This is a genomic window from Streptomyces sp. NBC_00328, assembly GCF_036139655.1.
In the GTDB taxonomy this organism is placed as follows: domain Bacteria; phylum Actinomycetota; class Actinomycetes; order Streptomycetales; family Streptomycetaceae; genus Streptomyces.
This window is the reverse complement of the sequence record NZ_CP108013.1, coordinates 3,048,439-3,061,423: the sequence shown is the minus strand read 5'-3', so window position 1 is coordinate 3,061,423 and position 12,985 is coordinate 3,048,439. Positions and strand designations below refer to the sequence as shown.

General features: G+C 73.3%; 13 protein-coding genes and 1 pseudogene. 13 read left to right on the top strand and 1 reads right to left on the bottom strand.

Translation table 11 applies throughout. From position 1 onward, the window contains the following. Nucleotides 1–24: 24 nt before the first annotated feature. The 3 genes from OG485_RS13420 to OG485_RS13410 all read left to right on the top strand — a co-directional run bounded on the left by OG485_RS13420 (nt 25) and on the right by OG485_RS13410 (nt 3,502). Nucleotides 25–1,437: a PucR family transcriptional regulator gene (locus OG485_RS13420; RefSeq protein WP_328668564.1), complete on the top strand. Its 1,413-nt coding sequence runs from the start codon at nt 25–27 to the stop codon at nt 1,435–1,437. 174 nt (nt 1,438–1,611) lie between these two features. Next, on the top strand, nt 1,612–2,199 hold the full coding sequence (locus OG485_RS13415; RefSeq protein ID WP_328668563.1) for an ArsR/SmtB family transcription factor: 588 nt from the start codon (nt 1,612–1,614) through the stop codon (nt 2,197–2,199). Nucleotides 2,200–2,236: 37 nt separating this feature from the next. Further along, nucleotides 2,237–3,502, top strand: coding sequence for an MFS transporter (locus OG485_RS13410; RefSeq protein ID WP_328668562.1), 1,266 nt, complete (start codon nt 2,237–2,239; stop codon nt 3,500–3,502). 88 nt (nt 3,503–3,590) lie between these two features. Here the strand turns inward: OG485_RS13410 and OG485_RS13405 are convergent, their stop codons facing one another. Further along, nucleotides 3,591–4,226 carry a TIGR03085 family metal-binding protein gene (locus tag OG485_RS13405; protein ID WP_328668561.1) on the bottom strand — a complete coding sequence of 212 codons (636 nt, stop codon included), beginning with the start codon at nt 4,224–4,226 and terminating at the stop codon, nt 3,591–3,593. 142 nt (nt 4,227–4,368) lie between these two features. Here OG485_RS13405 and hisI point away from each other — a divergent pair, with 142 nt between their 5' ends. The 10 genes and pseudogenes from hisI to OG485_RS13355 all read left to right on the top strand — a co-directional run bounded on the left by hisI (nt 4,369) and on the right by OG485_RS13355 (nt 12,945). Beyond that, nucleotides 4,369–4,782, top strand: coding sequence for a phosphoribosyl-AMP cyclohydrolase (gene hisI, locus OG485_RS13400; RefSeq protein ID WP_328668560.1), 414 nt, complete (start codon nt 4,369–4,371; stop codon nt 4,780–4,782). An 11-nt stretch (nt 4,783–4,793) separates the two neighbouring features. Next, nucleotides 4,794–6,281 carry an anthranilate synthase component I gene (locus tag OG485_RS13395; RefSeq protein ID WP_328668559.1) on the top strand — a complete coding sequence of 496 codons (1,488 nt, stop codon included), beginning with the start codon at nt 4,794–4,796 and terminating at the stop codon, nt 6,279–6,281. A gap of 252 nt (nt 6,282–6,533) precedes the next feature. After that, entirely contained in the window at nt 6,534–7,187 is a 654-nt protein-coding gene (locus OG485_RS13390) for a TIGR02234 family membrane protein (RefSeq protein WP_328668558.1), read from the top strand. 158 nt (nt 7,188–7,345) lie between these two features. Further along, the gene (locus OG485_RS13385; protein ID WP_326788346.1) at nt 7,346–7,591 is read left to right on the top strand and encodes an HGxxPAAW family protein; all 246 of its coding nucleotides are present in this window, start codon (nt 7,346–7,348) and stop codon (nt 7,589–7,591) included. A 93-nt stretch (nt 7,592–7,684) separates the two neighbouring features. Further along, nucleotides 7,685–8,134 (top strand): DUF2752 domain-containing protein, encoded by a 450-nt coding sequence (locus tag OG485_RS13380; RefSeq protein ID WP_328668557.1) that lies wholly within the window; start codon nt 7,685–7,687, stop codon nt 8,132–8,134. Nucleotides 8,135–8,298: 164 nt separating this feature from the next. After that, the gene (gene trpC / locus OG485_RS13375) at nt 8,299–9,108 is read left to right on the top strand and encodes an indole-3-glycerol phosphate synthase TrpC (protein WP_328668556.1); all 810 of its coding nucleotides are present in this window, start codon (nt 8,299–8,301) and stop codon (nt 9,106–9,108) included. A gap of 157 nt (nt 9,109–9,265) precedes the next feature. Next, a pseudogene (gene trpM, locus OG485_RS44005) lies at nt 9,266–9,499 on the top strand (tryptophan biosynthesis modulator TrpM); the annotation flags it as partial. 344 nt (nt 9,500–9,843) lie between these two features. Next, nucleotides 9,844–11,136 carry a tryptophan synthase subunit beta gene (gene trpB / locus OG485_RS13365; protein ID WP_328668554.1) on the top strand — a complete coding sequence of 431 codons (1,293 nt, stop codon included), beginning with the start codon at nt 9,844–9,846 and terminating at the stop codon, nt 11,134–11,136. Continuing rightward, the gene (trpA, locus tag OG485_RS13360; protein ID WP_328668553.1) at nt 11,133–11,948 is read left to right on the top strand and encodes a tryptophan synthase subunit alpha; all 816 of its coding nucleotides are present in this window, start codon (nt 11,133–11,135) and stop codon (nt 11,946–11,948) included. Before trpB ends, trpA begins: the two co-directional genes overlap by 4 nt. Before the next feature lie 220 nt (nt 11,949–12,168). Continuing rightward, a complete protein-coding gene (locus OG485_RS13355; protein WP_328668552.1) occupies nt 12,169–12,945 on the top strand; it encodes a DsbA family protein in 777 nt (258 codons plus the stop codon). The last annotated feature ends 40 nt before the right edge of the window (nt 12,946–12,985 follow it).

Below are 12,985 nucleotides of genomic sequence, written 5' to 3'. Positions count from 1 at the left end.
AGCCGACTCCGGTGGAGGACAGCGATGCAGCACCTCGTACCCGCCCATGTCCGGGCCCAGCCCGGAACCCGGTCCCCGGTACCGGCCGCCCGCCCGGCCGTCGACGCGGAGGCGCTCGCGGTGCTGCACCGCGCCGCCCGGGCGCTGATGGCGGGGCTGCCCGAACTCGGCGAACGCCTGGTGGACCTCCTGGTGGCGCGCGAACCCGCGTACCGCGCGGCCATGGAGGCGGACGCGGACAGCGTTCGCGACGAGGTGCGGCGCTCGCTGCGGCTCAACGTCGGATCCCTGATCCAGCCCGGCGAACTGCGCGAGGCCGCCCACCGCTGCTCCTGGGCCATCGGCAGGGCCCGCGCCGAACGCGGCCTTCCGCTGGACGCCCTGCTGCGCGCCTTCCGGCTGGGCGGGGGCATGATCTGGCAGGAGCTCGTCGACGAGACGACCCGCCGCCATCCCTCCGACGCTCGCCTGCTCGTGCATGTGGCCGCCGATGTCTGGAACTTCGTCGACGACCACTGCGCCGTGGCCGCGGACGCCTACCGTCAGACCGAGCGCGAGCTGATGTGGCGCCGGGAGAACCGGCTGCGGCTGATGACGGCCGCGCTCCTCGACGGCACCGCCCGGATCGCCGATCTGCCGGCCACGGCCGCCGCCCTGGGGCTTCCCGAACACGGCCGGTACGCGGTGGTGCTGGCCCGCCTGCCGTCCGGCCGCGCCTTCACGGACGTACGCGGCCAGGTGAGCCTCGCCGGCCTGCGGGTCCTCTGGTACCGCGACCGGGACAGCGAGGGCAGCTACGGCATCGTCCTGCTCGGCGACCTCCCCCACGACGGGGAGCAGCCCGGCCGCGGCCACGACGGCGGGCTCCTCGGCGCGGGCCACGGGCCGGGCTCCGCTCCGGCGGCCGAGGCGGGTCCCGACGGCGTGGACGGCCGGGTCGGGGAGCGTCCCGGGACGCACGGGCCCGACGTGGACGCCGGGGAGATCGCCCGCCGGCTGACCGCCCCGCCGGTGGCCCGGATCGGAGTGAGCCCGGTCGTGGAGGGGCTCGCGGCGATCGGCGACGCCCGTCGCCTGGCCGACACGGCACTGCGGGCCTGCCCGCGCGTCGGCGGAACCGTCGTACTGGAGGAGCATCTGCCCGCCGCGCTCGTCGTCTCCGCTCCGGTCCTCGGCGCGGCCCTGTCGGAGCGGGTTCTCGGGCCGCTGCTGCGGCTGGACCTGTCCGACCGGGACATCATGCTCGACACCCTCACGGTCTGGCTCGCCTGCGACGGCTCCGCCCAGCGGGCCGCGGGCCGCCTCTACTGCCACCGCAACACCGTCCTGAACCGGCTGCGCCGCTGCGAACAGCTCACCGGCCGCTCCCTGACCCGGCCCGCGGACGTGGTCGAGCTGTCCCTGGCCCTGGCGGCGCATTCTCTGCTCGATCCGTGACCTGCCCGCCGGGCCGCCTCTCCGCCGGGCCGCCTCTCCGCCGGGCCGCCTCTCCGCCGGGCCGACGGCCCGGCGGACGGGCTCCCGCGCAGCGTTCGCCGCGCCGACCAGATGTGAAAGAAAAGTTGCGCAATTTTAGTTGCGCAACTTTTCTTTCATATCTAGGGTCGGCTCATGGCAAGCAAGGAGAACCGCCGGATCACGGACGTAGGCACGCTCAAAGCCCTCGGACACCCCCTGCGCATGCGCCTGTACCGCGCCCTGCTCGTCGCGGACGCGGCCACCGCCTCCCAGCTGGGCGAGCAGGTCGACGAAGCGCCGTCGCTCGTCAGCTACCACCTGCGCAAGCTCGCCGAGCACGGGCTGATCGAGGAAGCCGAGCCGCGCAGCGGCGACGGTCGCGAGCGTTGGTGGCAGCCGGCCTCCGACGGCGTCAGCGTCCGGGGCGTCGATTTCCGGGACGCGCCCGAGCGGGAGGCGGCCCATCTCGCCTTCACCCGGCTCTACCACGACCAGCGCAGCGACCTGTACCGGCGCTACCTCGACGAACGAGCCGCCTGGCCGACGGAGTGGAACGACGCCGCGGCCGACGCGGAGGCCACGCTGCGGCTGACGGCGGCCCAACTGGGCGAATTGCAGGACGAGTTGCTCGCCGTCATCAGGAAGTTCGACGAGAAGGGCCGCGCGGACGAAGCGGCCGGCGACACCGAGGGGCGCGAGAACGTCGCCCTGCACGTCTACGGATTCCCGTTCCGTGTCTGACCCCGAGAGCACATCCGCCCCGAAAGGCCCCGGCCCCGTGACCGCGACCGTCATACCCGGCCCCGCCCGGACCACCGCGCACGCTCCCGGCAAGGCCGCCCACCGCGACGGCAACGTCCTGCGCTGGCTCGGCGCCTACACCTCGTCGATGATCGGCGACAACGTCTACTACATCGCGTTGTCCTGGGCCGCCGTCCAGGCCGGCAGCCCTTCCCAGGCCGGGCTCGTGATGTCCGTCAGCGCCGTACCGCGGGCCCTGCTGATGCTGGGCGGGGGAGTGGTCGCCGACCGGTTCGGGCCGCGGAAGGTCGTCATCGGCAGTGACGCGGTGCGCTGCGCGACCGTGCTGGCGGTCGCCGCGCTGCTCTTCGCGACCAGTCCCGGGCTGTGGCTGCTGAGCCTGCTCGCCGTCGTCTTCGGCATCGTCGACGCCGTGTTCATGCCCGCCGTGGGCGCCCTGCCCGCCCGTGTCACCGGACGTGACCAGCTCGCTCGGGTACAGGGCATGCGGGGTCTCGCCGTCCGCTCCGCCAATGTGCTGGGCGCCCCGCTCGGCGGCCTCGCCGTCGCCCTCGGCGGCGCGGCAACGGCGTTCGCGCTGGCCGGCCTGCTCATCGCCGTGTCGGTTCCGCTGCTGATCTCCGTACGCATGCGGGAACTGCCCCCGGGCGACGCCGCGGACCCGGCGGACCGCACCGCCTGGCGCGACCTCCTCGACGGGCTGCGCTACATCCGAGGCCACCGCGTCCTCGCCCCGCTCATCGCCGCCATCGCCCTCGGCGACCTCGGCTTCGTGGGACCGCTGAACGTGGGACTGACCCTGCTGGCCGACCGGCGCGGCTGGGGCGCGTCCGGGATGGGCTGGGTGCTCGCGGCCTTCGGCGTCGGTGCGGGAGCCGCCGGGCTGCTGCTGACGCTGCGCGGACGGCTGCCGCGCGCGGGGACCGTCGCAGCCGTGGCCATCCTGGGCGGCTCCGTCGCGATCGGCGCGCTCGCCTTCGCGCCCGGCGTCGCCGCGGCCGTCGGTGTCGCCCTGGTCATCGGCCTGCTCGCCGGGCTCAGCGGAGCCCTGTGCGGGGCACTCCTCCAGACCCAGTCCGACCCCGCTTACCTGGGCCGGGTCACCGCCGTCGGCGGGATCGTCAGCCTGGGCCTCGCGCCCCTCAGCATGCCGCTGACCGCCGCCGCGATCGGCTGGTGGGGCACCGGGCCCGTCTTCGTCACCAGCGCCGCCGTGTGCGGCCTCGGCGGCGTCCTCGTCCTGTGCGTACGGGACCTGCGGCGCGCCGAACTCCCCGGCTGACCGACGGTGCCGTCCCGGTCGTCCTGGCCGTTCTGCCGGGCAAGTACCTGGACCTCTATCGCCGGACCGTCGCCAGGTCCCTGGAGCCCTAGATCCCCAGCTGCCTCGCCTCGTGGAGCTTGGTGATCGCGTCCTTGTCGCCGTCCAGTTCGACGTCCGCCACGCTCTGCCGGCCGAACGCGAACATCAGCAGCTCCGAGGGCTCACCGGTCACCGTCACCACCGGCGTTCCCTTGTTCAGCACCGTCGTCTGGCCGTTCGGGCGGCGCAGGACCACACCCGTCGGGGCGCCGCGGCCCATCAGCCGGGCCGTTCGGTCCAGGCGCGACCACAGGGCCTCCTGGAACACCGCGTCCAGCTCGCGCGGTTTCCAGTCCGGCCGCGCGCGCCGTACGTCCTCGGTGTGGACGTAGAACTCCACCACGTTCGACGCCTCGTCCACCTGCTTCAGGGTGAACGGGGAGAAACGCGGCGGCCCCGTACGGATGAGCCGGATCAACTCCTCGTACGGCTTCTCGGCGAACTCCGCCATCACCCGCCCCAGGCGGGGCGCGAGCTGCTTGACGACGAGACCGCCGGCGGCGTCGGGGCGGCGCTCGCGCACCACCACGTGCGCGGCGAGATCCCGGCCGGTCCAGCCCTCGCACAGAGTGGGTGCGTCCGGTCCCACGGCTTCCAACAGATCGGCCAGAAGGAGCCGTTCGCGCTTCGCATGGGTCGACATGTCAGCCAGCCTACGACCGGGCGGTCGCCCCGCCCAGTGGAGAGCGCGGCGCGGCCCGCCGATCCCCCCTGTGGACGGGCACGGAGGTCCGGCCTGTGGACAACGGCCGGGCGGGACGGTCCGGCGCGGCACAATGGCACCCATGACCAGCACGCCTCCCGCCAGCAGCCTGGACCCCGAGATCGCCGCCCGCCTGAGGCGCAGCGCCGACGGACTCGTCCCCGCCATCGCCCAGCAGCACGACACCGGTGAGGTGCTGATGCTCGGCTGGATGGACGACGAGGCGCTGCACCGCACCCTCACCACGGGCCGCTGCACCTACTGGTCGCGCAGCCGCCAGGAGTACTGGGTCAAGGGCGACACCTCCGGCCACTTCCAGCACGTCAGGTCCGTGGCCCTGGACTGCGACGCCGACACCCTGTTGGTGCGCGTCGACCAGGTGGGCGCCGCCTGCCACACCGGCGCCCGCACCTGCTTCGACGCCGACGTGCTGCTGAAGGACGGCGGCGACAGGACCGAGGACGCCGATTCCGGCGCACCGGCCGGGAATCAGTAAGGTCAGCCGCCATGGATCTCGAGACGTTCCGCAAGCTGGCCACCGACCGCCGTGTCATCCCCGTCAGCCGCAAACTGCTCGCGGACGGCGACACGCCGGTCGCGCTCTACCGCAAACTGGCCGCCGAGCGCCCCGGCACGTTCCTGCTCGAATCCGCCGAGAACGGCCGCACCTCCCTGTCCTGGTCCCGCTACTCCTTCGTGGGCGTCCGCTCCGCCGCGACCCTCACCGAGCGGGACGGACAGGCGCACTGGCTCGGCACCCCGCCCGTCGGCGTCCCCGTGGACGGCGACCCGCTCGCGGCCCTGCGCGCCACCATCGAGGCGCTCCACACCCCGCAGGGCGAGGGACTGCCCCCGTTCACCGGCGGCATGGTCGGCTATCTGGGCTACGACATCGTGCGCCGCCTGGAGAAGATCGGCCCCGGCGAGCGGGACGACCTGAAGCTGCCCGAGCTGACCATGCTGCTCACCAGCGACCTGGCCGTCCTGGACCACTGGGACGGCTCCGTCCAGCTGATCGCCAACGCGATCAACCACAACGACCTCGACACAGGCGTCGACGAGGCGTACGCGGACGCCGTCGCCCGCCTCGACGCCATGGAGGCCGACCTCTCGCGCGCGGTGTCCCAGCCGCCCGCCGCGCTCCCGCCCTCCGAGCTCCCCGAGTACACCGCGCTCTGGGGCGGCCCCGACTTCCAGGACGCCGTCGAGGACATCAAGGAGCGCATCCGGGCCGGCGAGGCCTTCCAGGTCGTCCCCTCCCAGCGCTTCGAAACCCCCTGCACGGCCAGCGCGTTGGACGTCTACCGCGTCCTGCGGGCGACCAACCCCTCGCCGTACATGTACCTGTTCCGCTTCGACGGCTTCGACGTCGTCGGCTCCTCCCCGGAAGCCCTGGTCAAGGTCGAGGGCGGACAGGCCATGGTGCACCCCATCGCGGGCACCCGGCCGCGCGGCGCGACCGTCCAGGACGACCAGGCCCTCGCCGACGAGCTGCTCGCCGACCCCAAGGAGCGCGCCGAGCACCTCATGCTCGTCGACCTGGGACGCAACGACCTCGGACGGGTCTGCGAGCCCGGCTCCGTCGAGGTCGTCGACTTCATGTCCATCGAGCGGTACTCGCACGTGATGCACATCGTCTCCACGGTGACCGGCCGGGTCGCCGCGGGCCGTACGGCCTTCGACGTGCTCACCGCCTGCTTCCCCGCCGGAACCCTCTCCGGCGCGCCCAAGCCGCGCGCGATGCAGATCATCGACGAACTGGAGCCGTCCCGGCGCGGGTTGTACGGCGGCTGCGTCGGCTACCTCGACTTCGCCGGCGACTCCGACACCGCCATCGCCATCCGTACGGCCCTGCTGCGCGACGGCACGGCGTACGTCCAGGCCGGCGCCGGCATCGTCGCCGACTCGGTGCCGGCGCTGGAGGACGACGAGTGCCGCAACAAGGCGGCGGCGGTGCTGCGCGCCGTCCACACCGCGAACCGCCTCGGGAACTAGCACTTACGGCAGCCCCCGGTACCAAGGGGCTGCCGGACGGCCCCGGGCGGTGGCACGACGGGCGCGTGCGGGGCCGGCCGGGGCCACCGGACCGGCTCGCGCGGTCCGGTGGCGGGCAGTTGGAGCAACGCCCGGCGTACGGCCCCGGCGGCGCCCGGGGCCGTACGACCCGTGCGAACCGCGCCCGAACGGAGCGAATAGGACGAGGCTCACGTAACCCCGGATGACGGTTCGCCCGGGGTTCAGGCGATAGTGGGGTCTGTGACTGCTGTACCTCACCCCCGATCCGAAGCCGCGGGACCCGCCCGGTCCGGCCGCCGCAGCCTTGCCGTGACCCTCCTGAGCGGCGCGCTCGGCGCGGCCGTGGCCCTGCTGTCCACCCGGCAGAGCTGGGCGACGGGGACCGCGACCGTGGCCGGCGGAGCCTTCCCGCTGACCGCCAAGGGCAGCGACGTCACGGGTGTGCCCGCGGCGCTCGCGATAGTCGGCCTCGCCGCGCTCGTCGCCGTCTTCGCCGTCCGCCGCTCCGGCCGCCTCCTGGTCTCCGCGCTGCTCGCGCTCTCCGGCGCCGGCATCGTCCTCGCCTCCGTCCTCGCCGCGGGCGACAGCTCCGCCCTCGACGAGCGGGCCGCCGCCGCCTCCGGCAACACCGCCGCCACCGCGGCCGGGATCGGCCACACCGTCTGGCCGTACGTGACCGCGGCGGCCGGCGCGCTCATCCTGCTGGCCGGGCTGCTCGCGCTGCGCCACGGCCGCTCGTGGCCCGTCATGTCCGGCCGCTACGAGCGGGACGGCAGGCCCCGGCCCCGCAAGGCCAAGCCGGTCGACCCGGACCGCCCCGAGGACCTCTGGAAGGCACTCGACCGCGGCGAGGACCCCACCGGCCCCGACCCGGCCGGGACCTAGGCCCGTAGTCCAGGGGACCTGCGCCCCGGGTCCTTCGCCGTGAACCGGCCGGACCGGCACGCGAGGAGTGACCCCCCGCTCATGGCGGACCCGTGCGTACGGGACAATGGGCGGTGAGTGTCCGACTCACACACGCATACAGCAACGAGGAGCAAGTCATGGCGGGCAGCAGCCACGGTCACACCCCGGCCGCCTGGACCGGTGTCATCATCGCCTTCATCGGTTTCTGCGTCGCGGGTGCCTTCATGGTCAAGGCCGAACCGCTGGGCTTCTGGGCCGGCATGGTCGTCGTCGTCCTCGGCGGTGTCGTGGGCATGCTCATGCGGAGCATGGGCCTCGGCCAGCCGAAGGCCGCCCCGCACCCTGCGAACACGGCGCGCTCGACCGTGGGCGCCGACGCCTGACCCACTGAGGCTGTTCGGAAGGCGGCCCCGGCACACCTGCCGGGGCCGCCTTTCGCGTACCCGGGCGAGCGCCCGGCCCGCGCGGGAGGCAGAATGCGTCGCGTGAACGCCGAAACCCGGAGGGTGACGCGGACCGGGCCGGACGCGGGCGCGGCGCGGCGGCTGGCCGTTCCCGGCGGGCTGCTCGCGGCCGTCGCCGGGGCCTTCGCGTACGTCGGGGCCGTCGACCCCAATCAGCCCGGCCACTATCCCGTCTGCCCGCTGCTGCGCCTCACGGGCCTGTACTGCCCCGGCTGCGGCGGTCTGCGCAGCGCGCATGCCTTCGTGCACGGGGACCTCGCCACGGCGCTCACGGACAACGCGCTCGCCGTCGGCGGCTACCTGGCCTTCGCGGTGCTGTGGGCCGTCTGGGTGATCCGCGTGGTGCGCGGACGCCCGGCGCGGCTCGATCTCGGACCGGTCCACCTGTGGAGTCTGGGCGCGTTGACGCTGGTCTTCACCGTGGTCCGGAACCTGCCGTCCGGTGGCTGGCTGCACCCTTGATCAAATGACAAATGTCCAGGTAATGGGACCGGCGTCAACCGGATGCGAGGGCTACGCCATCCTCCGGATACCATCGCAGTGACCCGACTTATCCGTCAGGGACGGTTGAACCCGGGTCCGCTCGACCGCTTCAACCGTCCACCGCAGGGAAGGGGGCCGCTCGCGTGAGTGTGCTCGACGAGATCATCGACGGAGTCCGTGCCGACCTCGCGGAGCGGCAGGCGCGCGTCAGCCTCGACGAGCTCAAGGAGCGCGCGGCGAAGGCTCCGGCGGCCAAGGACGGCGTGGCCGCCCTGCGCGGCGACAGCGTCAAGGTCATCTGCGAGGTCAAGCGGTCCAGCCCGTCCAAGGGCGCGCTCGCCGCGATCGCCGACCCCGCCGGCCTGGCCGCCGACTACGAAGCGGGCGGCGCGGCCGTCATCTCCGTCCTCACCGAACAGCGCCGCTTCGGCGGTTCGCTCGCCGACCTGGAGGCCGTCCGCGCCCGCGTGGACATCCCGGTGCTGCGCAAGGACTTCATCGTCACGTCGTACCAGCTGTGGGAGGCCCGCGCGTACGGCGCCGACCTGGCCCTGCTCATCGTCGCGGCCCTCGAACAGCCCGCCCTGGAGTCCCTCATCGAGCGCGCCGAGTCCATCGGGCTCACGCCGCTGGTCGAGGTGCACGACGAGGACGAGGTCGAGCGCGCGGTGGACGCCGGCGCCAAGATCATCGGTGTCAACGCGCGCGACCTGAAGACGCTGAAGGTCGACCGCACGACCTTCGAGCGGGTCGCCCCCGAGATCCCGGACCACCTCGTCAAGATCGCGGAGTCCGGTGTCCGCGGCCCCCACGACCTCATCGCGTACGCCAACGCGGGCGCCGACGCGGTCCTGGTCGGCGAGTCCCTCGTCACCGGCCGCGACCCGAAGACCGCCGTCTCCGACCTCGTGGCGGCGGGCGCCCACCCCGCCCTGCGGCACGGACGGGACTGACCTGCCGGTGCCCGCCCCGATCCTCGCCCCCGCCGTACCCCGTCCGGGCCAGTGCCCCGACGGGGCAGCGGCGCGCGCGGGGTCGGCCGCTCCGGCTCCGGCCGGCGCGTTCCCGCGGGCGCGGGCCGGATCCTCCGGGGCGGAGGGCGAGGGCCCGATGCCGCCCGTCGCGCACCACCCGCTCCCCGGGGACCCGTACGGGCGCCCGTGCGTGCCCTCCGCCGCCGTGCTCCCGGTGCCTTCGGCGGCCCGTGACCCCTACGCCCGTCTCGCCCGCGGCTGCCGGCCGCGCGGCTGCCGTGCGCCGGCACGCCGCGTGCACGGGCGCCGGGTCCGTTACGTCATCGGCGACGAGCCGGGTCAGGTCAACGGCATGCGATGGCCCGAGCGCGTACGCGCGCTCACGCCCTCCCCGGTCCGGTCCACCTCACGGGTGCGTCGGACCGGGTCCACCGGACCGGTGGACCGGGCCGTATCCACCGCACACGTGGACCGGGCCGAGTCCACGGCATAGGCGGACCGGGCCGCATCCACCCCGCACAAGGGACCGAGCCGGAATCCGGCACACCCCGGTCCTCGCGACGGTACGTCCGTCGGGTGCGCGGCCGGACCCGCGGCAGGGCGGGCGGAGTCACCGGCCGAACGCGCCGGTGACGACGGAGCGCGGGTATGTCCGGCTTCCGTGACCCCTGTCCGATCCCGTAACCGGGGCTGTCGCCCCTGTGAGGTGTCCGCATGCCCAGCGAGTTCTTCATTCCCGACCCCGACGGTCAAGTCCCCACCGCCGAGGGCTATTTCGGCGCGTTCGGCGGCAAGTTCATCCCGGAGGCGCTGGTCGCCGCCGTGGACGAGGTCGCCGTCGAGTACGACAAGGCGAAGGCCGACCCCGAGTTCGCCCGCGAGCTCGACGACCTGCTCGTCCACTACACCGGACGCCCGAGCTCCCTCACCGAGGTGCCGCGCTTCGCCGAACACGCCGGCGGCGCGCGGATCTTCCTCAAACGCGAGGACCTCAACCACACCGGATCGCACAAGATCAACAACGTGCTCGGCCAGGCCCTGCTCACCCGGCGGATGGGCAAGACCCGGGTCATCGCGGAGACCGGCGCCGGCCAGCACGGCGTCGCCACGGCCACCGCCTGCGCGCTCTTCGGCCTCGAATGCACCGTCTACATGGGCGAGATCGACACGCAGCGCCAGGCGCTGAACGTGGCCCGGATGCGCATGCTCGGCGCCGAGGTCATCGCCGTGAAGTCCGGCTCCCGCACCCTGAAGGACGCCATCAACGAGGCGTTCCGCGACTGGGTCGCCAACGTCGACCACACCCACTACCTCTTCGGCACCGTCGCCGGCCCGCACCCCTTCCCGGCCATGGTCCGCGACTTCCACCGCGTCATCGGCGTGGAGGCCCGCCGGCAGATCCTGGAGCGCGCCGGACGGCTGCCCGACGCCGCCGTCGCCTGCGTCGGCGGCGGCTCCAACGCCATCGGCCTCTTCCACGCCTTCATCCCCGACAGCGGCGTCCGCCTGATCGGCTGCGAGCCCGCCGGGCACGGAGTGGAGACCGGCGAGCACGCGGCGACCCTGACCGCGGGTGAGCCCGGCATCCTGCACGGATCACGGTCGTACGTCCTCCAGGACGAGGAGGGCCAGATCACCGAGCCCTACTCGATCTCGGCCGGACTCGACTACCCCGGCATCGGCCCCGAGCACTCCTACCTCAAGGACAGCGGCCGGGGCGAGTACCGCGCGGTCACCGACGACGCGGCGATGCAGGCGCTGCGGCTGCTCTCCCGCACCGAGGGCATCATCCCGGCCATCGAGAGCGCCCACGCGCTGGCCGGAGCCCTGGAGGTCGGCAGGGAACTGGGCAAGGACGGGCTGATCGTCGTCAACCTGTCCGGGCGCGGCGACAAGGACATGGACACGGCCGCCCGCTACTTCGGCCTCTACGACAACGGCGTCGACGCGGTCGTCGCCGCGGACGCCGACAGCGAGAACGCCGAGATCGAGGGGGACGCCAAGTGAGCGGCAACATCGAGCTGTTGAGCGACACCCTCGCCGGGGCCAGGGCGGAGGGGCGGTCCGCCCTCATCGCGTACCTGCCGGCCGGCTTCCCGACCGTCGACGGCGGCATCGCGGCCATCAAGGCCGTCTTCGACGGCGGCGCCGACATCGTCGAGGTCGGGCTGCCGCACAGCGACCCCGTCCTCGACGGTCCCGTCATCCAGACCGCCGACGACATCGCCCTGCGCGGCGGCGTCAGGATCGCGGACGTGATGCGGACCGTCCGGGAGGCCTTCGAGGCCACCGGCAAGCCCGTCCTCGTGATGACGTACTGGAACCCGATCGACCGCTACGGCGTCGAGCGCTTCACGGCCGAGCTCGCCGAGGCGGGCGGCGCGGGCTGCATCCTGCCCGACCTGCCCGTCCAGGAGTCGGCCCTGTGGAGGGAGCACGCCGAGAAGCACGGTCTCGCGACCGTCTTCGTCGTCGCGCCCAGCAGCAAGGACGCCCGGCTCGCCGAGATCACCGCGGCCGGCAGCGGCTTCGTGTACGCGGCCTCGCTGATGGGGGTCACCGGAACCCGGGCGTCGGTCGGCAACCAGGCCCAGAACCTGGTGGCGCGTACGAAGGCCACCACCGAGCTGCCCGTCTGCGTCGGCCTCGGCGTCTCCAACGCCGAGCAGGCCGCCGAGGTGGCCGGCTTCGCCGACGGCGTGATCGTCGGCTCGGCGTTCGTGAAGCGGATGCTGGACGCCCCGGACGAGGCGGCCGGCCTCGAAGCCGTACGGGAGCTCGCGGCCGACCTCGCGAAGGGTGTGCGCACGACGGCGTGACGCGACGGAGCGGATCGACGCGGATCCGCGCTGATCCGCGCCGATCCGTGCCGATCCGTCCGGTCATGTCCGCGCGGACACGACCGGACGGACACGATCGGGTGGTCCCGCCCCGTGCACGGCTGGGGCGATCCGTGCGCAACGGACAATCCGCTCACCCGAACGGGTGGACCTTGGACCGGGGAGGCGCGCTGTGCCTCCCCGGTTCGTTCTGCCGGATGTGAGCGAGAAGAACCATGACGGAAAGCGCAACGCCCGCGAGCGGCTGGCGGTCGAGCGAGAGAAGCAGAAGGCCGCGGACAAGCGCCGGCGGGCGCTGATCGTGGGGGCGTCGGTGATCTGCGTCCTCGGCCTGGCGGCCGTGATCGGCGTGGTGGCCGCCAACTCGGGCAAGGACAAGAAGAGCGACACGTCGGGTCCGGTCGTGTCGCCCTCGGGTGCCACCGGCAAGGACAGTCTCGCGATCCCCGTCGGCAAGGACGGCGCCAAGTCGACCCTCACGGTGTGGGAGGACTTCCGCTGCCCGGCCTGCCAGGCGTTTGAGACGGCGTACCGCCCGACGATCAAGGAGCTGACCGACTCGGGGCAGCTGAAGGTCGAGTACCACCTCGTCACCCTGATCGACGGGAACATGGGCGGAAGCGGCTCCCGCAAGGCCGCCAACGCCGCGGCGTGCGCCCAGGACGCCGGCAAGTTCCGCGAGTACCACGACGTGCTGTACGACAACCAGCCCAAGGAGACCGACGACGCCTTCGCCGACAACGCCAAGCTCATCGAGCTCGCCGGCAAGGTCGACGGCCTGGACACCCCGGCCTTCCGCGCGTGTGTCAACGACGGCACCCACGACAGCTGGGTCCAGAAGTCGCACGCCGCGTTCCAGGCCGGCGGCTTCTCGGGCACCCCGACGGTGCTCCTGGGCGGCAAGAACATCTACGCGGACCAGTCGATGACCCCCGCCAAGCTCAAGCAGATGGTGCAGGACGCCAACAAGGGCTGAGCCGCTTCCGCGTGCTCCGGTGCCCCCGCCTCCACGGGCC

What these genes read in the sequence shown, in the direction of transcription:
- OG485_RS13420 (WP_328668564.1), top strand. Translation starts at nt 25, where the DNA reads ATGCAGCACCTCGTACCCGCCCATGTCCGGGCCCAGCCCGGAACCCGG.
- OG485_RS13415 (WP_328668563.1), top strand. Translation starts at nt 1,612, where the DNA reads ATGGCAAGCAAGGAGAACCGCCGGATCACGGACGTAGGCACGCTCAAA.
- OG485_RS13405 (WP_328668561.1), bottom strand. Translation starts at nt 4,226, where the DNA reads ATGTCGACCCATGCGAAGCGCGAACGGCTCCTTCTGGCCGATCTGTTG.
- hisI (WP_328668560.1), top strand. Translation starts at nt 4,369, where the DNA reads ATGACCAGCACGCCTCCCGCCAGCAGCCTGGACCCCGAGATCGCCGCC.
- OG485_RS13395 (WP_328668559.1), top strand. Translation starts at nt 4,794, where the DNA reads ATGGATCTCGAGACGTTCCGCAAGCTGGCCACCGACCGCCGTGTCATC.
- OG485_RS13385 (WP_326788346.1), top strand. Translation starts at nt 7,346, where the DNA reads ATGGCGGGCAGCAGCCACGGTCACACCCCGGCCGCCTGGACCGGTGTC.
- OG485_RS13380 (WP_328668557.1), top strand. Translation starts at nt 7,685, where the DNA reads ATGCGTCGCGTGAACGCCGAAACCCGGAGGGTGACGCGGACCGGGCCG.
- trpB (WP_328668554.1), top strand. Translation starts at nt 9,844, where the DNA reads ATGCCCAGCGAGTTCTTCATTCCCGACCCCGACGGTCAAGTCCCCACC.